Source organism: Mitsuaria sp. 7 (assembly GCF_001653795.1).
GTDB lineage: Bacteria > Pseudomonadota > Gammaproteobacteria > Burkholderiales > Burkholderiaceae_C > Roseateles.
This window is the reverse complement of record NZ_CP011514.1, coordinates 238453-257750: the sequence shown is the minus strand read 5'-3', so window position 1 is coordinate 257750 and position 19298 is coordinate 238453. Positions and strand designations below refer to the sequence as shown.

At 68.1% G+C, this 19298-nt stretch carries 14 protein-coding genes and 1 pseudogene; 2 read left to right on the top strand and 13 right to left on the bottom strand.

Features of this window, described 5'->3' with window-relative positions; genetic code table 11:
- Positions 1 to 18 precede the first annotated feature (18 nt).
- The 10 genes and pseudogenes from ABE85_RS01190 to tadA all read right to left on the bottom strand — a co-directional run bounded on the left by ABE85_RS01190 (position 19) and on the right by tadA (position 14850).
- Positions 19 to 870, bottom strand: coding sequence for a MotA/TolQ/ExbB proton channel family protein (locus tag ABE85_RS01190; protein WP_067269348.1), 852 nt, complete (start codon positions 868 to 870; stop codon positions 19 to 21).
- A gap of 101 nt (positions 871 to 971) precedes the next feature.
- Positions 972 to 1610 (bottom strand): hypothetical protein, encoded by a 639-nt coding sequence (locus ABE85_RS01185; RefSeq protein WP_067269347.1) that lies wholly within the window; start codon positions 1608 to 1610, stop codon positions 972 to 974.
- Between the two features lie 588 nt (positions 1611 to 2198).
- Complete coding sequence (locus tag ABE85_RS01180) at positions 2199 to 2900, bottom strand: 2OG-Fe(II) oxygenase family protein (protein WP_067269345.1); 702 nt, start codon at positions 2898 to 2900, stop codon at positions 2199 to 2201.
- A gap of 81 nt (positions 2901 to 2981) precedes the next feature.
- Entirely contained in the window at positions 2982 to 5666 is a 2685-nt protein-coding gene (locus ABE85_RS01175; RefSeq protein ID WP_067269343.1) for a TonB-dependent receptor, read from the bottom strand.
- Positions 5667 to 6204: 538 nt separating this feature from the next.
- Positions 6205 to 8152, bottom strand: a pseudogene (locus ABE85_RS28835) (ABC transporter ATP-binding protein).
- Positions 8153 to 8165: 13 nt separating this feature from the next.
- Entirely contained in the window at positions 8166 to 9638 is a 1473-nt protein-coding gene (locus ABE85_RS01165; protein ID WP_067269338.1) for an ABC transporter permease, read from the bottom strand.
- Between the two features lie 48 nt (positions 9639 to 9686).
- Positions 9687 to 10670 (bottom strand): ABC transporter permease, encoded by a 984-nt coding sequence (locus tag ABE85_RS01160; RefSeq protein WP_067269336.1) that lies wholly within the window; start codon positions 10668 to 10670, stop codon positions 9687 to 9689.
- Entirely contained in the window at positions 10670 to 12919 is a 2250-nt protein-coding gene (locus ABE85_RS01155) for an ABC transporter substrate-binding protein (protein ID WP_067281570.1), read from the bottom strand. Before ABE85_RS01155 ends, ABE85_RS01160 begins: the two co-directional genes overlap by 1 nt.
- A gap of 201 nt (positions 12920 to 13120) precedes the next feature.
- A complete protein-coding gene (locus ABE85_RS01150; RefSeq protein WP_067269334.1) occupies positions 13121 to 14125 on the bottom strand; it encodes an LD-carboxypeptidase in 1005 nt (334 codons plus the stop codon).
- The gene (gene tadA / locus ABE85_RS26685) at positions 14122 to 14850 is read right to left on the bottom strand and encodes a tRNA adenosine(34) deaminase TadA (RefSeq protein WP_082938201.1); all 729 of its coding nucleotides are present in this window, start codon (positions 14848 to 14850) and stop codon (positions 14122 to 14124) included. The genes ABE85_RS01150 and tadA overlap by 4 nt, the downstream gene beginning before the upstream one ends.
- A 48-nt stretch (positions 14851 to 14898) precedes the next feature.
- On the opposite strand from tadA, the gene ABE85_RS01140 reads away from it, so the two are divergent.
- The gene (locus tag ABE85_RS01140) at positions 14899 to 16107 is read left to right on the top strand and encodes a DUF72 domain-containing protein (protein ID WP_157521830.1); all 1209 of its coding nucleotides are present in this window, start codon (positions 14899 to 14901) and stop codon (positions 16105 to 16107) included.
- 60 nt (positions 16108 to 16167) lie between these two features.
- Here the strand turns inward: ABE85_RS01140 and ABE85_RS01135 are convergent, their stop codons facing one another.
- The 3 genes from ABE85_RS01135 to ABE85_RS01125 form a co-directional block, all read right to left on the bottom strand.
- Positions 16168 to 16719 carry a 2'-5' RNA ligase family protein gene (locus tag ABE85_RS01135; protein WP_067269332.1) on the bottom strand — a complete coding sequence of 184 codons (552 nt, stop codon included), beginning with the start codon at positions 16717 to 16719 and terminating at the stop codon, positions 16168 to 16170.
- Positions 16720 to 16773: 54 nt separating this feature from the next.
- Positions 16774 to 16986 carry a hypothetical protein gene (locus tag ABE85_RS01130; RefSeq protein WP_067269331.1) on the bottom strand — a complete coding sequence of 71 codons (213 nt, stop codon included), beginning with the start codon at positions 16984 to 16986 and terminating at the stop codon, positions 16774 to 16776.
- A 75-nt stretch (positions 16987 to 17061) separates the two neighbouring features.
- Positions 17062 to 17802 carry an NIPSNAP family protein gene (locus ABE85_RS01125; protein ID WP_067269328.1) on the bottom strand — a complete coding sequence of 247 codons (741 nt, stop codon included), beginning with the start codon at positions 17800 to 17802 and terminating at the stop codon, positions 17062 to 17064.
- A gap of 196 nt (positions 17803 to 17998) precedes the next feature.
- On the opposite strand from ABE85_RS01125, the gene ABE85_RS01120 reads away from it, so the two are divergent.
- On the top strand, positions 17999 to 19264 hold the full coding sequence (locus tag ABE85_RS01120; protein WP_067269327.1) for a DUF1566 domain-containing protein: 1266 nt from the start codon (positions 17999 to 18001) through the stop codon (positions 19262 to 19264).
- Positions 19265 to 19298: the final 34 nt, after the last annotated feature.

Here is a 19298-nt window from a genome sequence, read left to right as displayed (position 1 = left end):
CGGAAACTGCGGTGCGGATTAGCGGCCTGCGACCTTGCGGCTGCCCATCAGGACGCCGTGCAGGTCAGCAGCGAAGGCACGGACCTGGCCCATGACCGTCTTGTTGCGGTTGACCAGCCAGTTGTAGCCCAGCACGGCCGGAACGGCGACGGCCAGACCGATGGCGGTCATGATCAGCGCGGCGCCCACGGGGCCGGCGACCTTGTCGATCGAGGCCTGACCGGCAACGCCGATCTGCGTCAGCGCCTGCAGGATGCCCCACACCGTGCCGAACAGGCCGATGAAGGGGCTGGTCGAGCCGACGGTCGCCAGGAAGCCCAGGCCGCCTTGCAGACGCGTGTTGACTTCGCTCACGGCGCGGTCGATGTTCATCGTGACCCACGTGTTGTGGTCGATGTTCTCGGTCAGGGCGCCTTCATGGTGCTCCGACGCTTCCACGCCGGTCTGGGCGATGAAGCGGAACGCACCGGATTCGCTCAGGCTCTTCAGGCCTTCCTGCAGGGAAGCCTTCTTGAAGAACGACGCGCGGACGTCCTTGGCTTCGCGGGAGATCTTCGAGGTGTCCCACAGCTTCGTGAACAGGATGTACCACGAGCCCATGGACATGATGGCCAGGATGGCCAGCACGGCCTGGTCGACCACGTTGCCGTGGGCGACGATGTTGCCCAGGCTGTACGGGTTGTCGACCGGCTTGGCGGCGGCCGGTTCGGACACGGCGGCGGGAGCGATGTCGGCAGGAGCGGGGGCGGTGTCAGCGGCGGAGGCGGCGGCCGAGGCAGCCTGGTCCTGCGCTTGGGCGGCCAGCGGGGAGACGGCCAGGGTCGCGGCGCACGCGACGGCCGCAAACAAGGCAGACAGACGAGAGATCATGGAGGGTGCTCCTACGAGAAAAGTCTTGAACTCAGGTTGAGAGGTCGGGGCGCGTCAGGCGCCCCGTGTTCGATCGATCGCGGGTGGGACAGTCCCGCGGATCATTCCATGTTGAACACGAATTCCTGTTCGAGGATCGCGTCCGTGCACTGGTATTCCGTCAGCGCCGCCTGGATGGCGTTCTTGAGCGCGCGTTCGGCCTTGCGGTCGTTGGCGCCGCGCAAGGCGGTGAAGGTCACGTCAGCCACCTTGCCGCCCTTGACGGTGAAGGTCGCCTTGTAGCTCGCGGTGCCGCTCCAGTTCAGGGCCGGCATTTCGGGCTTGGCCATCTTGGTGCAGTTGCCGATCGCCGACCGCGGCTTGTCCGACGGCGGAGCCGGCGGCGCGGGTGCGGCGGGCGGCGGGGCCGGACGGAAGTCCGACGGCGGCGGCGTCGCCGCCGACTGCAGCACCGGCGCCTGCGTCACCGGCGGCGGAGCCGTCACGACGACTTCCGGCGGCGGCACGAACGGCGGCGGCGGGGCCTTGATGTCCGGCGGGGGCGGCACGACCTTGTCGGGAGGAGGAGGCGGCTTCACCTTTTCCTCGACGACCTTGACGTCGATCGGGCCCTTGACGGCCTCCTTGATCTTGGTCGCCAGACCGCTCGCCAACGCCCAGATGATCAGGACGTGGATGACGATCACGATGCCGATGCCAGTCACGCGCGATGACCCAGCTTTATCCTGCGCAAAGTTCATGCGCGCTCCTTCATCAAACTGCGAATTTCTTTCATCGAATCTACAAGGGGAGTTCGACTCAACACAGCGTCTGGTCGGATCAGGCGTTCGCGCCGCAACCTGGGGTCAGCAGCGCCTGTCTTGCCGGCTGTGCGAGCGACGGAGACGAACGGTGCCACATCGCCTAAGCGCCACGGACCGCCGCCCCGCCGAAGGCAGGAGGGACACACGAAGACTCGAAAACCCAGGGCACGATACGAACCCGACTCAACAAAAATGCCCGTCAGCTTGTGGCCGCGGGCGTCTCGAGGATCGGTCAAAATTCCGTAGTAAAACTACAGAATTCGACTACCTTTCACGACCTTGATCATAAACGACATGCACAAGCCGCAAGCCATGGGGTTTGCCCGAGCATGCGCGCATCGCCCATCGCACGAGGCACCTGCGGTTACAGCAGACGCGCCATTCAATGGCCGAGCACATCGACCCTGGTATTCTACTGGTATGGCCCCGAACCTCCTCCCCAGGAGGCCTAGGGCTAACCCGCGAAGCCGTTACCGGACGAACTGCAGGTCGAACGAGGCAATCCTCGTGCCAACCCCACGGTTTTCAGGCGGCGATCAGCCAGCCGGTGATCGCCTGGCGTTCCGCCATGGCGAATGGCGGCACATAGGAGACGAAATGTCGCTGAGGCACGGTGAACAGCGACAGTGAGTTGAAGTGCGGGAAGTAGGTATCCAGTACCGACCCATCCTCCCCTGTGAAGTGGAGCATCCCGCCCCAATCCGGACGCCAGCGCCGGGTGAGGTTGATCACGTAGGCGATCCGGCGGTCCTCGCGGTCCACGTGATCGTCGTGGGTGGTCAGGAAGTTACCGCGCGAGTACATCGTCGCCTGGGCGAAGACGCCATTGATTTGAGGGTCACCGCTCAATTCGCGCATGCGCGACAGGAACTCGTCCCCCGCCATCCAGCGCATGAAACGCGCCAGCAGGTCCTCCCGGCCGTCGTGCACGGCCTTCACCAGCGAATCGGAGAAGAACGAGAACTGGAAGCTGTCCCGCGCCACCGAATGGATGCCTTCGGTCAGTTGCATGCGCTGCTGCGGCGTCAGGCTGCGAAGCTGCTCGCCCGTGAGGCGCCGGTCGCCGTTCAGATCGCGGTAGACGAGTTCCCAGTCGATCGCCTGGAGTGCCCGGTCGAGCGCGTCGACCACCGCGGGCGCGAAGAAGTCGCGGATCAGGATCCGCCCGTCGGCGCGCAGCGTGCGGCCGAGGGCGGCGTAGTCCAGCGTGGGGTTCAGATAGTCCATGGAAGCCTTCAGCCTTCTCTAGCACCCTAACGAAAGCAGGCCCCGAAGGGCCTGCGGAGTCAGGTCAGGATACCCGCGGGATCAGAAGCGGTAGGTGCCGCGCAGATAGAAGGTGCGGCCCTTGACGTCGGCGTACGTCGGGTCGAAACCGACCTGGAAGTAGTCTTCCTGGACGGTCGACGGCGGCTTCTTGTCGAACAGGTTGCGCAGGCCGACCGTGAAGACCATGTTCTTCACGCCCTTGTACGTGCCCTGCAGGTCGGCCAGGCCGTAGGCCTTGACCTTCTTGACCTCGTCGTAGTCCTCGTAGCCGTTCTGGCGGTAGTAGCGCGTGCTGAGACCCCAGTTGCCCAGGTCCCAGTCCAGCGTGAACGTCTGCTTGAAGCGGACCACCGGACCGCCCACGGCGTACTTGCCGAGGTTGTCGATGGTCTCGCCGGAGATGATGTTGGTCTCCGTGCTCTTCGTCAGGATCGTGCCTTCCCAGCCCGGCGTGAAGTTGCCGAACTCGGTGCGAAGCCGGGTGCGGGCGTTCAGGTCGAAGCCGCTGACGCGCGCCTGGCCGACGTTCTCCAGCGAGGCGTTGACGTAGTCCAGATAGCCGGTGACCGGATCGCGGATCAGGCGGTTGGAGAAGACCGAGGTGCTGGTCGTCGGATCCGTCTTGCTCTGGTTCTTGAACCAGTCCTTCAGGATGTCGTCGCCGGTCAGCGCGCGGATGCCGTTGGTGATCTTGATGTCGAAGTAGTCGACGCCGAAGCTCGTGTCCTTGATCATCTCGAAGACCAGGCCGGCGGTGAAGGTCTTGGACTTCTCCGGCTTCAGGTTCGGGTTGCTGTTGTTCACCGCGGTCAGCTGCGTGGAGCAGTGATCGGTGTTCGGGAACGCCGTGCAACCACGGAGCGCGTCATAGAACGGATCGGTGTAGTTGCTGCCCGTGTTCGTGCCGGCGGACGGCGCGTACAGGTTGTCCAAGGCCGGGGCGCGGAAGCCCTTGCCGGCGGAGGCGCGGAACAGCAGACCCGTCATCGGGGTGAAGCGGACCGAGAACTTCGGGCTCGTGGCCGACAGGTTCGGCGAGCTGAAGGAACCGTCGCGCGAATTGCCCTTCGTGCCGCTGTACTTGTCGTAGCGGACCGCGGCGTTCAGTTCGAGGGACTTGAGCACCGGGAAGTTGGCTTCGGCAAAGACGCCGCTGACCTGACGCTGGCCCGTGACGGCGCCGGCGTTGCCGGAGCCGCCCACGATGTCGCCCGAACCGGCGATGTCCGAGTAGCCGTCGGTGTACTTCTCCTTGCGGCTTTCACCACCGAAGGCCAGACCCATGTTGCCGCCGCCGACGTTGAACAGTTCGCGGGAGAACGTGAAGTCGCCGCCGGTGTTGCTCGTCTTGGACTTGCGGTTGTTGCCCGACAGTTCGGCACTCTTGAGCGCAGCCAGACCGGCCGCGTCGTTCGGTCCGAACGGGTTGATCAGGCCGGTCGCCAGCGCCTGCACCAGCCTGGCATCCGAGAAGATGCCGCTGACGAAGTCGTCGCGGGCCTTGCCTTCGGCGTAGACAAACGCGGCCTTGTAGTCGAAGCCGAACACCGTGCCTTCGGCGCCGGCGACGGTGCGCAGCACCTCGTTGGTCACCTTGTCACGGCGCTGGCCGCCGTCGACCATCCGCCAGGAGATCTGCAGCGGGCCGCGATAGCCGGGCTGCACGGCGTCGACGGCCGCGGTCGGGTACCACTTGCCGCCGCCGGGGTACAGGTAGGCCGGCTTGCCCGTCGTCGTCGACGGGGTCTGCGAAGAACCCAGCACGATCTCGTTGCGGCTGTAGACCGCCTCCGCGAACAGCGTGTGGTCCTGCGACGGGGCGAACGTGGCCTTCACCAGGGCGCCGTAACGATCCTGCTCAGGCACCAGGTCGATGTAGTGCGTGTAGTCGTAGCGGCAGTTGGACGCGCCCTTGAAGCTGTCAGGCGGCGCGCAATTCGGGTAGTTCGCGGCCAGAGGCACGTAGCGGCCGGTGGACGGGATCACCGCATTGGCGGGGAAGGTGTTGCCGGAATCCTTGATGATGCCCAGGTCCGGACGGTTGCCGGTGGACGCGTAGTCGCGGTCCCTGGCGCGGATCGGGTCGTACTTCTGGTAGTTGAAGGTGCCCATCAGGTTGAACTTGTCCTTGTTCAGGTCGCCGACGCCCAGGCCGCCGGATAACGAGAACACGTCGCCGACCTTGTGCGGCGTTTCCAGTCCGACCGACAGTTCACCGCCGCGCCAGTCCTTGCGGGTGATGAAGTTGATCACGCCGCCGATGGCGTCCGAACCGTAGGTGGCCGAAGCGCCGTCACGCAGCACTTCTACGCGTTCGACGGCGGCCAGCGGGACCGAGTTCAAGTCCACGCCCTGGCCCGAGAACGGGTAGGTCGGCAGACGGCGGCCGTTCAGCAGCACCAGGGTGCGGGCGCGACCCAGGCCGCGCAGCGAGGCGCCGGTCTGGCCGGTCGCCGAGGAGTCGCCGATCGACTGGCCCAGGGCGATACCGCCGCCGTTGTTGTAGCTGAGGCGATCGACCAGTTCCTGCACGTTGGACGCGCCGCTCTTGTCGATGGTGTCGCGGGTGATGACGCTCACCGGCAACGCAGTTTCGGCATCAATCCGCTTGATCGAGGTACCGGTGATTTCCACGCGGTCGAGCTGTTGTTGTGCAACCGCCGGCAGCGCCATGGCGCCCAGCGCGAGGAGCGCAGCGGCGTTGATGCTCTTTCGTTTGAACATGAGGACTCCTTATCCAGAAACACTTGTGGCTTGTTCCCGGGAACACGGGCGGCCGGGGTTCGGCCAGCGCCCTCCGAGCGGTGTTCCCGGGTCAGGGCCGGGCCAGTTTCTTGTCGCGACCGGCAAGGAATCCCCCGTAATCTCCCTATGCAAGACGTGACTAGCCTGTTTCTGGGGGGAAAACGCGGGTAAACACCAAAGTGCGCATTGCGACACGCGTTGCGGCGGCGCTACGCGCGATCAGCGCCCGAAACGAGGTATTGACCGTTGCAAATCGCTGCAAATTGCACCATTTGTGCGCACGTCCTCAAAACGATAATCCGACATTCGCCCCGACGCACGACAGCCGTGCAAATGACGGGCGGCATGTCGAAGTCATCGCACGCTGTACACGGAAACCTGGCGTCACGACAACCCGTTCGGCACCGGAACAGTGCGGTCGCTCAACGCCTGCCACGGTCGACGAGAAGACGATGAAAAAGGGCCGCTGAAGCGGCCCTTGGACAGTCTGGAATGGCCGGAATGCCGGCCGATCGGATCAGGCGATCGTTCGTCCTTCGACGCGCGGAACGGCAGCGAGCAGCGTCCGGGTGTAGTCCTCCCGCGGTGCGCCGAGCACGGCGTCGCAGGCGCCCGACTCGACGATGCGACCCGACTGCATCACCGCCACCTCGTCGGCGATGTATTCGACGACGCCGATGTTGTGGGTGATGAACAGGAAGGACAGGCCGCGGCGTCGCTGGAGTTCGCGCAGCAGGTTCAGGATCTGCGCCTGGACCGAGACGTCCAGGGCCGAGGTCGGCTCATCGCAGACGATCAGGCGCGGCTCGACGGCCAGCGCGCGGGCGATGGCGATGCGCTGCCGCTGCCCGCCGGAGAACTCGTGCGGGAACCGGGCCAGCGCGTCGCGGCGCAGGCCCACCTGGTCGAGCAGATCGTGCAGCAGGCCCAGACGTGCCGGCGCATCGAGGTCGGGCCGCAGCGCGAGCAGACCTTCTTCGAGCACTTCCTGCACCCGCAGCCGCGGGTTCAGCGACGCGAACGGGTCCTGGAAGATGATCTGCACCTGACGCCGAGCCTCCCGCAGTGCGACCCCGTCGAGGTGGAACAGGTCCGTGGGCGCCCCGCCCTGCCCGACCGCCCCGGCTGCTGCGCCGGCGGGCGCATGCAGCAAGGCCTGACCCTCGATGACGGCGACGCGGCGCAGCAACTGGACGATGGCCTTGCCGGAGGTGGTCTTGCCGCAGCCCGACTCGCCGACCAGTGCCAGCGTGCGGCCTTCCTCGATCGAGAACGAGACGCCGCCCACCGCATCGAACCATCGCTTCGCGCCGCCGAAGAATCCGCGCGACATCGGATACCGCACGCGCAGGTCCTGGACCTCGAGCAGCATCGCCGGCGACTGCTCGGCGCCGGAGGCGCCGGTGCCCCTCGAAGCGAATGCCGAGCGTGAGGAGGCGATTGAGCGCAGAGGGGCACCGGCGCCTCCGGCGCTCTCCGTCCCTGCCACCGGCTCCCTGGGGTCTGTGTAGAGCAGACACCGTACCTCATGCGCAGCTGCACCGCCGGCCAACGCGGCCAACGCCGGCGGCGTGGCGCCGCAATGCACCATCGCCCGATCGCAGCGCGGCGCGAAGCGGCAGCCCTCGAAGGTCTGCCACAACGGCGGCACGGGTGCCGGGGATGGCCGCCAGCGGCTCGCCACGGCGCGCCGCGTCGGGCAACGCGCGCAGCAGCAGCCGCGCGTACGGATGCTTCGGTGCGGCGAAGAACTCGGCCGCCGGCGCCACCTCCACGATCTGCCCCGCGTACATCAGCGCCACCTGGTGCGCCATGCCGGACACGACGCCGAGGTCGTGCGTGATCAGCAGCAGCCCCAGGCCGCGCTCGCGCTGCAGGTCCTTGAGCAGGTCCAGGATCTGCGCCTGGATGGTGACGTCGAGCGCGGTGGTCGGCTCGTCGGCGATGAGGAAGTCGGGTTCCGCCGCCAGCGTCATCGCGATCATGATCCGCTGCTTCTGGCCGCCGGAAAGCCGGAACGGGTAATCGTCGATGCGGCGCTCGGGCTCGGGGATGCCGACGCGGCGCAGCCAGTCGATGGCCTTCCTGCGCGCCGCCTCGCCGCGCAGCGGTGTGTGCGCCTCGATCGCCTCGACGATCTGGGCGCCGACCTTCATCACCGGATTCAGGCTGGTGCCCGGCTCCTGGAAGATCATCCCGATGCGCCCGCCGCGCACGTCGCGCATGCGGGCTTCGCTGAGGTCGAACAGGTCCTGGCCGTCGAGGTCCAGCCGGCCGCCTGCGATGCGCCCGTTGTCCGGCAGCAGCCGCATCAGCGCGAGCGCCGTCATGCTCTTGCCGCAGCCGGATTCGCCCACCAGCGCGAAGGTCTGGCCCTGCGCCAGCGTCAGCCGCATGCCGTCGATGGCGCGCACCAGGCCGGCGTCGGCGTCCAGGTGGACGTGGAGATCGTCGATCTTCAACATGTCGCGGCGTCCCTCACGAAGCCTTGCTGGCCGGAGCTGCAGACCCGGCGGCCTTGTTCTTCTTCAACGACAGCACCATCGGCCGCAGCTTGCGCGCGCGCGGATCGAAGGCGTCGCGCACGCCGTCGGCGAACAGGTTCGCCGCCAGCACCAGGCTCACCATGAAGCCGAAGGCCGCCACGAAACTCCACCACACGACCGGGTCGCGGCTCATCTCCGAGCGCGCCAGGTTGATCATCCCGCCGAAGCTGTTCATGCCCGGATCGACGCCGACGCCGACGTAGGTCAGCACCGCCTCGTAGAGGATGAGGTCGGAGAAGTTGAGCACCAGCGAGATCAGCACCAGGTGCATCACGTTGGGCACGATGTGGCGGACCATGATCGTCGTGTCGCGCACGCCGAAGGCCGTGGCGGCCTGGACGAAATCGGCCTCGCGCAGCTTGAGCGTCTCGCCGCGCACCAGCCGGCACAGCGTCGCCCAGCCGGTCACGCCCAGGATCACGCACAGCAGGAAGATCTTCAGGTCGGCGCGCTCGGCGCCGGTCTCGAAGGCCTCGGGGTGCTTGTCCAGGAAGACCTGGACCATCAGCACGCAGGCGGCGATCAGCAGCACGTTGGGCACCGAGGTCAGCACCGTGTAGAAGTACTGGATGACCTCGTCGACCCAGCCCTTCAGGTAGCCGGCGAGGATGCCCAGCACCAGCGCGAAGGGCAGCGTCGCCAGCGTGGACAGCGCGCCGATGACGAAGGCGGTGCGGATGCTCTTGAGCGCCTGGTAGAGCACGTCGTTGCCGGTCTGGTCGGTGCCGAACACGTGGTAGTGGCCCATCAGCGCGATCACCGGGCCGGCCAGCAGCGCGATCACCGACAGGGTCGCGAGCGCCGCGCGCCACGGATAGTGCGTGCGGTCGCCCAGCAGGTCCTTCAGTCCCTGCCGGAAGCCGCCGTGATGCGGCGCGAGGACCGCCGCCATCAGCAGCGCCATCAGCACGGACGCGACGGCGCCCAGGGCCAGCCCCGTCAGCGCGCGCCGCGACAGGTCCCCGTGCCAGTCGCGTTCCGGGTCCTGCAGGTGCGCGCCGCCGAAGGCCAGGCGCGGGAACTCACGCACCATCTCGCTGCCGTGCGCGACGCTGTCCAGCGTGAAGCCCTGGTACGCGAGCGGCGCGGAATAGCTGGTCTCGCGCATCTCGATCTGGCGCGCGAGCAGCAGGTCCAGCACGGACTCGGTGCGGGTCTCGTAGAACTGCTGGCCCGCAGGGCTGTCGGCCAGCGCGCGGCGGAAATGCAGGCTGTCCAGCGCGGTGACGCCGAGGAACAGCACCAGCACCACGCCGGCGCTCAGCGCGGCCGGATCACGCAGCACGCGCTGCCAGTTGACGCGCAGGTGCGGGCGGCGGACCAGCCGCACGATGTAGAGGACCAGCGCCGCGAACATCGCCCACAGCGCCACGTCGGTCCAGAGGAAAACGACCTTGAATCCCATGTCGAGTCTCGTGTCCTGTCTCGAATCCTGAACGCGCCCGGCGGCGCGTCAGGTCAGCCTCACGCGCGGATCGACCCAGGTGTAGACCAGGTCGATCAGCGCGTTGCTGGCGATGTAGAGCAGCGCGCCCAGGAACACCATGGTGCGCACGATGGCGAAGTCCTGGCCCGTGATCGCCTCGATGACGAAGGCGCCCAGGCCGGGGATGCCGAAGAAACTCTCGAACACCAGGCTGCCCAGGAACACGTACGGCAGGTAGGCGCCGGCGCTGGTGATGATGGGGATGAGCGCGTTGCGCAGCACGTGGCGCATCAGCACCACCGGCTCGGACAGGCCCTTGGCGCGGGCGGTGCGCACGTAGTCCTTGCCGACCTCCTCGAGCAGCATCGCGCGGTACAGGCGCGCCTCGCCGCCCAGGCGCGACAGCAGCGACAGCGCGATCGGCAGCGCCAGGAACTTGATCGCGTCCAGGCCCGGCTCGTAGCCGTTGATCGGCACCAGCCGCAGGATGCGCGAGAAGAAGAACTGGCCGACGATGATGTAGAACAGGCTGGAGATGGACAGCATCAGCACGCAGGTCACCACGCCCCAGAAGTCGATGCGCGAGTTGCGGAAGAAGGTGAGCAGCAGCGCGAAGGCGATGCTCACGATCAGCTGCAGCACGAAGATCGGCACGGCGAGCTGCAGGCTGACGCCCATGCGGGTCTTGATCTCGTGGCCGATGTCCACGGCCTGGCGCGCGTCGGAGCGGCCGAATTCCAGCAGCATCAGCGAGACCGAGCGCTCCCAGAACACCGTGTGCGTGACCTGCGCCGTGCCGCTGCGCGACGCGTCCCAGTACAGCGGCTTGTCGTAGCCGCGCTCGGCCTTCCACTTGTCGATCTGTTCCTGCGAGACGCGTTTGCCGCCGATGTTCAGCCGGGCCATGTCGTCCGGCGTGTTGACGGTGAAGAACAGGAAGAAGGTCAGCAGGTTGACGCCGACCAGGATGGCCAGCCCGTAGGCCAGCCGGCGGGTGAGGTACTTGAACATCAGTCCGCTCCCCGGGGAGCGCTCGTGGCGGAAACGATGGCCGGCGCGGAGGTGCCGCGCGCGGTGGCGGTCTCGCGCTTGCGGAAGCTGCGGCGCGTCATCCACACGATCGCGACGCCGCCGACGACCAGCACCAGCAGCGGCCACCAGACGGGCCGGTTCCAGTCGGTCTGCAGCTGCGCGCGTTCCTTCGGATCGATGCGGTAGTGCCGCACCCCGTCGCGGATCACGATGCTGGGCTTGATGTTGTGGACCCAGCGCTGGTACGCCTGCCCGGTCCAGGCCCAGTAACCGAAGGCCCAGGGCGCATCCTGCTGCGTGATCTGCACCATGCGGTCGATGACCCGCTGCTTCTCGGGACCGTCGTCCAGCCCCTGCACCTGCTTGAAGAGCACGTCGTATTCGGTGCTCTCGTAGTTGGCCGCGTTCTCGCCCTCATGCAGCGACTTGCTGTTCGGGCCGTAGAGCAGGAACAGGAAGTTCTCCGCGTCGGGATAGTCCGCCAGCCAGCCCCACCAGAACACCTGGTGCTTGCCTTGGTGCAGCTTCTCCTGGAACTGGTTGTAGTCGGTGGCGCGCACGTCCAGCTGCACGCCGAGCTTGGCGAACTGCTTCACCAGCCAGTCGTTCTCGGCCTTCACCTCGGGCGTGACGGTGCGCATGAAGTCGTAGTTCAGCACCAGCGGCTGGCCGGTCTTCGCGTCGCGGCCGTCGGGGTAGCCGGCTTCGGCGAGCAGTTGCTTCGCTTCGTCGATCGAGCGGCGCTCGATCCTGCCGTCGACACGCCTGTGCGTCACCGGATTGAAGAAGCCCGGCTGCGCCTCGCGAGAGCCGAACACGCCCGGCGGCACCGGTCCGAAGGCGGTCACGCCGCCGCGGTTCTTGAAGATGCGGCCGTAGCCTTCTTCCCAATCGATCGCGATCGACAACGCCTGGCGCAGCTTGCGGTGGCGGGTCTCGTCCTCCGGCGTCTTCCCCTTGCCGATCACCGGATCCAGCATGTTGAAGCCGAGGTACCAGTTGTTGGGATCGGTCGAGCGCGGGAATGAGAAGCCGCGCCGCTTGAAGAAGGCGTCGGTCTCGGCGGAGTCGCTCGCGTCGGCGAAGAACTCCACGCCCCAGTCGGCGCGCTCGAGGTCGGGCAGGTCGAGGTAGCCCTGCTTGAACATCTCCTTGCGCGGCACCCGCTCCTTGATCAGCGTCGCGACGATCTTGTCGATGAAGGGCATCGGCTTGCCGCAGTCGGCCAGACGGCCGGCCGGGCCGTCGTCGGGCATGCCCTCGCAGGGGTAGAGGTCCTGGCGGTAGTTCGGATTGCGCGACATCACGTGACGGCGATCCTGCTGGTACTCCGTCATCACATACGGCCCGGTGCCCACCGGCCACTGGTTCCAGGACATGCCGTGCTCGGCCATGCCGGGCTGCGAGTAGAAGAGGTCCGCTTCCCACGGGATCGGCGACAGGAAGGTCGTCGACATCCAGTATGACCACTGCGGGTACTTGCCCATGATGCGCACGCGCAGCAGGTGGTCGTTCACCGCCTCGGCGCCGGCCAGCGGCCACTTGCGGAAGTCCAGGAAGGGCTTGTCCGGCGAGTTCTCGGGCAGGCCCTTCAGCAGCTTGGCGTTTTCCTCGCGGATCAGCGCGCCGTAGGCTTTCAGGCCGAGCACGTGCTCGGAGAACAGGCCGTAGATCGGCGCCTCGATGCGCGTGGTCGCATGGCGCTTGAGCGCGAAGACGAAGTCGTCGGCGACGAGCTCGCGCGTGCCCTGATGCTCGAACTGCCACGGCGAGCGCTTGTCGCCCAGGTCCTTGGCCGTCAGGTGGTGATAGCGGTAGCGGCCCTGGTCGTCCTTCGCGAATGCGGGACTGGGCGCGTAACGGACCCCGGCGCGGATGGGCACGTCATAGACGCTTTGCGCGATCTGGTCGGAGGGCGCGTCGTCAGGCAGGCGCTTGCCTTGCGCGTCGAGGTAGTACGGCTTGACGACGGCGGCCGCGGCGCGCGGGATCAGCTCGTAGGGCCGCTTCAGGTAGTGGTACCCGTAGAGCGGCTCGGTGATCTGGTAGGTGTAGACGGACTCCGGCGCGGTGTACGAGGCGGTCGGGTCCAGGTAGCGCGGCGAGCGCTCGTCGAAGGACAGGTAGAGCGTGTTGTCCTTGGCCGCGCCCGCCGGATACGGGCTGTTGTTGCAGGCGGCCAGCAGCACGGCGGCGAGCAGGCCCGCAGTGCGGGCCACCGGGGCCATCCACGTCCCGCGACAGCGTTCAGCCGCGTGCAGCGACGCGTTCCACAGCCCCGACGACATCGTCATCCTTCCAAAAAGCAAACGCCGCATCCTGGGGATGCGGCATTGCCAGATTGTTGCCAAAGCCGCGCCTCTCGTGGAGGCCGGCCGATGCCGGGGCGGATCATAGCGGCCCGGTCCGCGGGGCGCCTGTGACGTCAGTCAGTGGTCGTGGTGATCGTGTCCGTCGTGATCGTGCCCATGGCCGTGGTCATGTGCATGATCGTGCCCGTGGTGATCATGGTGGTCGTGCCCATGGCCGACGTGGCCCCAGGCGACGATGACATCGCGGCCCTCGACCATCATCTCGGCCTTGGCGCCCACCGGCAGGCAGACCTTGGTCGGCACATGCCCGAAGGGCAGGCCGGTGAGGATGGGCACCTTCACGCGCTCGCGCAGCGCCTCGACGCAGGCCTTCATCGAATAGCCGCGGTCCAGCGGCGACTTCTTCCAGCCGCTGAAGCTGCCCAGCAGCACGGCCTTCTGCGCATCCAGCACGCCGGCCTGCCAGAGCTGCAGCAGCATGCGCTCGACGCGATAGGGGTGCTCGTTGACGTCCTCGAGGAACAGGATGCCGCCCTTGACGCGCGGGAAGTGCGGCGTGCCCAGCAGCGAGCACAGCACCGCCAGGTTGCCGCCCCACAGCGTGCCGCGGGCTTCGACGCCGTCCAGTCCGGCCTCGGTGCGGAAGCCGATGGCTTCGAGCGAGCCGTCCATCGCCTCGAGGAAGCAGTCGCGGGTGATCTCGTCGACGCCGCCGTCGGTGTCGGCGCGGCCGAAGTCGTCGCAGGCCAGCGGACCGGCCCAGCTCGTCTGCTTCGTGTGGGCGAGCAGCGCGAGCTGCAGCGCGGTCACGTCGCTCAGGCCGACCCAGCGCGTGCCGCGCTCGACGCTGCGGGCGATCGTCGGCCAGTCGATGCGGTCCAACAAGCGCGTCAGGCCGTAGCCGCCGCGCGTGGCCAGCGCCACCGACGGCGCGGCCTGCGCGACGCGGTGCAGCGCGGCCAGCCGCGTCTCGTCGTCGCCGGCGAAGCGCTGATGCTTCGCCAGCGCGGCGTCGTCGATCGCGACCTCGAAGCCGAGCGCCGCCAGCCGTTTGGCCGCGCGCTTGAGCGGCTGCGATTGCGCGAGGACGCCGGACGGGGTGTAGAGGGTCAGGGAGCTCATCGCTGCTTGTCGTCCTGCATGTGATCCTGCATGTTGCCCTGCGAAGGATCGGAATTCATGGAAAGGTAGTGCGCGTCGCCGACGGGGATCTCGGGGAACTCCTGGACCTCGGGCAATGCGCTGAGCGTGTCGACGGCCTCGACGTCGAGGCCCTCGCCGGTCGCACCCGCCAGCCCTGCGTCGACCGCGACGCGCCGGCGCGCTTCGCGCAGCTGGCGCGCCGCCTCGCGGCGTTCGGCGAAGAACTCGCGCAGCAGCCGCGACGACGCGTCCGCCAGCACGCCGCCGTGCAGCGCGGTGTGGTGGTTCAACTGCTTCTGGCCGAACAGGTCCAGCACCGAGCCGGCGACCCCCGTCTTCGGATCGGGCGCGGCGAAGACGACGCGCTTGAGCCGCGCATGCATCATCGCCATCGCGCACATCGCGCAGGGCTCGAGCGTCACGTAGAGCTCGCACTCCGGCAGCCTGTAGTTGCCGAGCAGTTGCGCGGCGTGGCGCAGCGCGACGATCTCGGCGTGGGCGGTCGGGTCGTGGGTCGTGATGGGGCGGTTGTAGCCGGTGGCGATCACCTGGCCGGCGCGCATGATGACGGCGCCCACCGGCACCTCGCCGACGAGCCAGGCGTTCTGGGCCTGGTCGAGGGCGAGCCGCATCGCGTATTCATCCGCGGGGTCGGCGGAATCGGCGGGGTCGGCGGGAAGGATCGGAGGGGACTCTGTGGTCATGGCGGCACTCGCGCGGCAGTGTAGCCGCGCCCGCTATGCTGCCGGCCCATGCAACAGGAGTTCCCCGGCCACCAGGACGATCTCTTCGGCGAGCTGCTGCCGCCGGCGCCTGCCGCGCCGGCGCCGCGAAAGGCGTCGCGCGCCCTCACCGAGGGTGATGACGGCGACAACGGAGACGAAGCCGGCAGCAGCGAAGGCCACGACGGCCACGACGGCGGCGATGCCGACGCCGATGGAGATGGCGGCGACGGGAAACGCGCAGAGCCGTCCGCCGCCGCCTCGAAACGCCGTCGCGCCGGCATCCAGCCGCAACCGCCCGACGAGGCCCAGCTCGCGCTCGCGGCCGCGCTGTCGCCGAGGATCCGGCTGGGCACCTCGTCGTGGAGCTATCCGGGCTGGCAGGGCATCGTCTGGGAGGGCCGGCACGGCGAGTCCAACCTCTCCCGCAACGGCCTGACCGCCTACGCGCAGCAGCCGCTGCACCGCGCGGTGAGCATCGACCGCGGCTTCTACCAGTCGCTGACGGCCAGCCAGTACGAGCGCTACGCGCAGCAGGTGCCGGAGGACTTCCGTTTCACGGTCAAGGCGCCGAGCGTGATCACCGACGCGCAGGTGCGCACCGAGGACGGCCGCGGTCGCCAGGCCAACACCGCCTTCCTCGATCCGCGGCTGGCGGTCCAGGAGTTCCTCGAACCGGCGATGGCGGGCCTGCGCGAGCGCATCGGCGCGCTGGTCTTCCAGCTGAGCCCGCTGCCGCTGGCGATGCTGGGCCGCATGCCGGAGCAGCTCGACCGCCTGCACGCGATGCTGGCCGCCCTGCCCTCGCTGCGCGACGTGGCACCGGAGGCGGTCGTGGCGGTCGAGGTCCGCGATCCGGAGTGGCTCACGCCGGCGTTCGTCGCCGTGCTCAAGGACTGCGGCGCGCGCTACTGCCTGGGCCTGCATCCGAAGCTGCCGACCATCCAGGAGCAGTTGCCCCTGCTGCGCGCGATGTGGCCGGGGCCGCTGGTCTGCCGCTGGAACCTGCACCGGATCCACGGCCCGTTCGGCTACGAGGACGCGGAGAAGAAGTACGGGGAGTACGCCGAGATCATGGATCCCGATCCGCAGACGCGGGCCGTGCTCGCGAAGGTGATCCGCGCGACCGCGGAGGCCGGACATCCCGCCTACGTCACGATCTCCAACCACGCCGAGGGTTCCGCGCCACTGACGCTGCGCGCGCTGGCGCGGGAGATCGTCACGCCAGGCGAGACCTGACCCCGGCCAGTTGCCGCCCTTGCCTTCCTTGCCTTCGTTGCCGTCATCGCCGCGGTCCGATCAGGCGAGCGACCAGCGCGCGAGCTCGACGTGCGTGGACATGCCCTGCAGGCTGTCCATCAGCAGGACTTCCGTCGCCGTCCAGCCTGGGACGATGAAGGGCTGCGGCTCGACGACGGCGTCGTCGTAGAAGAGCGTCAGGTGCGGCGTGAAGTGCGGATCGGTCCGAAGCCCGCCGGCACGCAGGCGTTCGCCGAGCGCCGCGCGCATCGCGCGCACGGGGTCGAGGCACGCGCCGCCGCTCAGCACCAGCGGCAGGTTCCGCCGCTTGCGGGTGAAGCTCAGGAGCAGGTCGAAGTCGGCGCGCACCGGCGGCTGCCGCAACGACGAGGCGGCAGCTTCGGCGAGCTGCCGCACCTCCGCCATCACGTCGGCCTGGTCGGTCTGGTCGTCGTACCAGCCGAGGTGGTGCAGCGTCACATGGAGGCGCTCCGTGCGATCGGCCTTCGCGCGCAGGCCGAAGCGGCGCACGAGTTCACCGGAGACCGCGTTCAACCGGCTCGCGGTGTCCGGATCGGGCCGCAGGCAGAAGAAGAGCGCGTGGACGGTCATGGCGCTCTTACGTGGTGATCACGGCACGTTCACGACGCGTTCATTCCGCCGCGTTCATTCCGCTTCCGACGCGCGCCGCTCGCCCTGCTTCATCAGGTCCTGCACCTGACGACCCACGGCCTCGGGCTGAGGCAGCCCCGACGACGCCGCGGACGCCGCCGGATCCGCCGAGGCCGGCGGCTTGATGGCCTGCATCTGCTTCTTCGCGGTCAGCATCACGATGGCCAGCACGATGACGAGGGCGAGGATGGACAGGGCGCTGCGCATGCAAGGACTCCGGAATGAAAGCGGGGATGGCGCGAAGCATAGCCATACTCGTGCGCTGCGCCATCACCCGTTGCATCAGCGCGATACCGTGGCGATGCCCGGTCGCAGCCGCAGGATCTGCGGCGCGCGTTCCTGCGCGTCGCGCCAGCGCGGCTCGAGCGCGCGCCACGCCGGCGAATGCCGGCAGGCGCTCCAGCGGATGGCCCAGTCGTCGGCGTCCGCGGCGCGGGTCATCCAGACGAAGAGCTTCTCGCCCTCGCGCACCGGCAGGCGCGGGAAGTTGTTGGGCGAGCGCTCCGGCACGAAGCTGCCGATCACCGGCAGGCCGGCGGCCTCGATGACCGGCGCGACCTCCTGCTCGAAGAAACGCACGAAGCCGTCTTCAGGATCGGCCGGGTCCTTCCACAAGGCGCACAGATGCAGCACCACCAGGCCGGACGACGCGCCTCGCCGGAAGTCCCCCGCCTCCCGCGCCGCATCGATGCGCGCCGGATGCGGCGCCTCGCGCGGGCTCCTCAGCAGCAGCACGTTGTCGTTGTCGATGAGCAGCGGATTGGCCTCGTCGCGATGGGCCTGCCAAACCGGTCCGAAGTAGAACTCGCCGAGCATGCGCTCGCGCGCCGCCATGTCGTCGAAACCGCGGATCCAGACGAAGCGGTCCGGATCGTCGAGATCCGCGAACTGCCCGTACATCCGCATGCCGACGGCCTCCTGCGATTCGACGAAGGCCGCGTCGAACAGCCGCATGAAACGCTCGCGCTCGCCCTTGACGATCTTGTACTGGCGCAGTTCGTAGACGGGGTGGTCGTCGGCCATGGGGTCTCCGGCAGGGTGTCGTGGCAATGGAAGGATTCTGCGGAGCGCCGCTGACATCGCGTGTCAGCACCGGTGCGCATGACACAGGGCCTCAACGACAATGTCGGGCGGGAAGCCCGCCGGTCCCCGACCGGAGGAACGCATCACGCATCACGCATCACGCATCACGCATCACGCATCGATTCGGGAGGAAGACATGTCTCGCCTGCACACACTGCTCCCTGTCGGTCTCATCGCGCTGGCCCTTGCCGGCTGTGGCGGAGGCGGGGGCGGAGACGGCGGCACCCCGCCACAACCGGCCAACAACACGGCGCCGGTCGCCAAGGCTGCGGCCGCCCAGAACCTTCTCGCCGGCGCCACCGTGACGCTCAACGGCACGGCCAGCAGCGACGCCGACGCCGACCCGCTGAGCTACGCCTGGACCCTGACCTCGAAGCCGGTTGGCAGCGCCGCCGTGCTGGCCAGTCCCGCATCGGCCACGCCCACGTTCACGGCGGATGTCGCGGGCACCTACACGGCATCGCTGGTGGTCAACGACGGCAAGGCGAACAGCCCGGCGGTCACGGTTTCGGTAGTGGTCAAGGCCGTGGTCGCCAAGGTCTATCTCGACAACGGCAACGGCACCGTGACCGATCCGACGACCGGACTCACGTGGATGCGGTGCTATCTGGGTCAGACCTGGAACAGCGGCGCTTGCGCGGGCCCCGCCGGCGCCTACACGACCTATGACGTGACGGGACTCGCGGGCACGGTGACCTACGCAGGGAACAGCGACTGGCGTCCGCCCACGGCCAGGGAACTGAGGACGATCGTTGAGCTGTCCCGCACGGCCCCGGCCATCGACACTGCCGTCTTCCCGGCCGTGCTCGCCACCGATGCGGTGCCGTCCGTCACCGGCTACTCGTCGGGCAACCTGCAGATGAGCCTCTGGTGTGTCCGGTTCGCCACGGGGATCGCGGAGGGCTGCACCACCAACTCCGGAGTGAACGCCGCGCCGCGGACACCGACCTATCCGGTGCTGCTGGTGCGCGGGCATGCGCCGGCCCTGGATGCCGCCGCCGCCGACTATGTCGACCACGGCAACGGCACGGTCAGCCACACGCCGACCGGGCTGACGTGGCAGCGCTGCCCGAAGGGTCAGACCTTCGCCGGCACCTCGTGCACGGGTACGGCCGCGACCTACACATGGACCGCCGCCCTGACGCTGGTCGACAACCTCGCCGGCCAGGGCGACTGGCGCCTGCCCACCGCGGCGGAGCTGAACCTGATCGTGGGCTACAACAGTACCGCGGGCACCGCGCGACCCAGCCAGTTCATCGGCAGCGTCTATCCAGCGGCCGCAGATCAGGGTCTCACCGGCTTCTGGACGTCGACGCCCTACGCGGGCGATGCCAGCCTGGCCTGGCGCGAAACATCGACGGCCCCCAGGAGCGACGCGGCGTACGTGATTCTTGTGAGGTGACAGGACCGATCCGAACATCAATCCCACGTGATGG

Excerpts from the sequence above, each read along its gene's own strand:
- ABE85_RS01190 (WP_067269348.1), bottom strand. The coding sequence starts at position 870 with ATGATCTCTCGTCTGTCTGCCTTGTTTGCGGCCGTCGCGTGCGCCGCG.
- ABE85_RS01185 (WP_067269347.1), bottom strand. The coding sequence starts at position 1,610 with ATGAACTTTGCGCAGGATAAAGCTGGGTCATCGCGCGTGACTGGCATC.
- ABE85_RS01180 (WP_067269345.1), bottom strand. The coding sequence starts at position 2,900 with ATGGACTATCTGAACCCCACGCTGGACTACGCCGCCCTCGGCCGCACG.
- ABE85_RS01175 (WP_067269343.1), bottom strand. The coding sequence starts at position 5,666 with ATGTTCAAACGAAAGAGCATCAACGCCGCTGCGCTCCTCGCGCTGGGC.
- ABE85_RS01165 (WP_067269338.1), bottom strand. The coding sequence starts at position 9,638 with ATGGGATTCAAGGTCGTTTTCCTCTGGACCGACGTGGCGCTGTGGGCG.
- ABE85_RS01160 (WP_067269336.1), bottom strand. The coding sequence starts at position 10,670 with ATGTTCAAGTACCTCACCCGCCGGCTGGCCTACGGGCTGGCCATCCTG.
- ABE85_RS01155 (WP_067281570.1), bottom strand. The coding sequence starts at position 12,919 with ATGGCCCCGGTGGCCCGCACTGCGGGCCTGCTCGCCGCCGTGCTGCTG.
- ABE85_RS01150 (WP_067269334.1), bottom strand. The coding sequence starts at position 14,125 with ATGAGCTCCCTGACCCTCTACACCCCGTCCGGCGTCCTCGCGCAATCG.
- tadA (WP_082938201.1), bottom strand. The coding sequence starts at position 14,850 with ATGACCACAGAGTCCCCTCCGATCCTTCCCGCCGACCCCGCCGATTCC.
- ABE85_RS01140 (WP_157521830.1), top strand. The coding sequence starts at position 14,899 with ATGCAACAGGAGTTCCCCGGCCACCAGGACGATCTCTTCGGCGAGCTG.
- ABE85_RS01135 (WP_067269332.1), bottom strand. The coding sequence starts at position 16,719 with ATGACCGTCCACGCGCTCTTCTTCTGCCTGCGGCCCGATCCGGACACC.
- ABE85_RS01130 (WP_067269331.1), bottom strand. The coding sequence starts at position 16,986 with ATGCGCAGCGCCCTGTCCATCCTCGCCCTCGTCATCGTGCTGGCCATC.
- ABE85_RS01125 (WP_067269328.1), bottom strand. The coding sequence starts at position 17,802 with ATGGCCGACGACCACCCCGTCTACGAACTGCGCCAGTACAAGATCGTC.
- ABE85_RS01120 (WP_067269327.1), top strand. The coding sequence starts at position 17,999 with ATGTCTCGCCTGCACACACTGCTCCCTGTCGGTCTCATCGCGCTGGCC.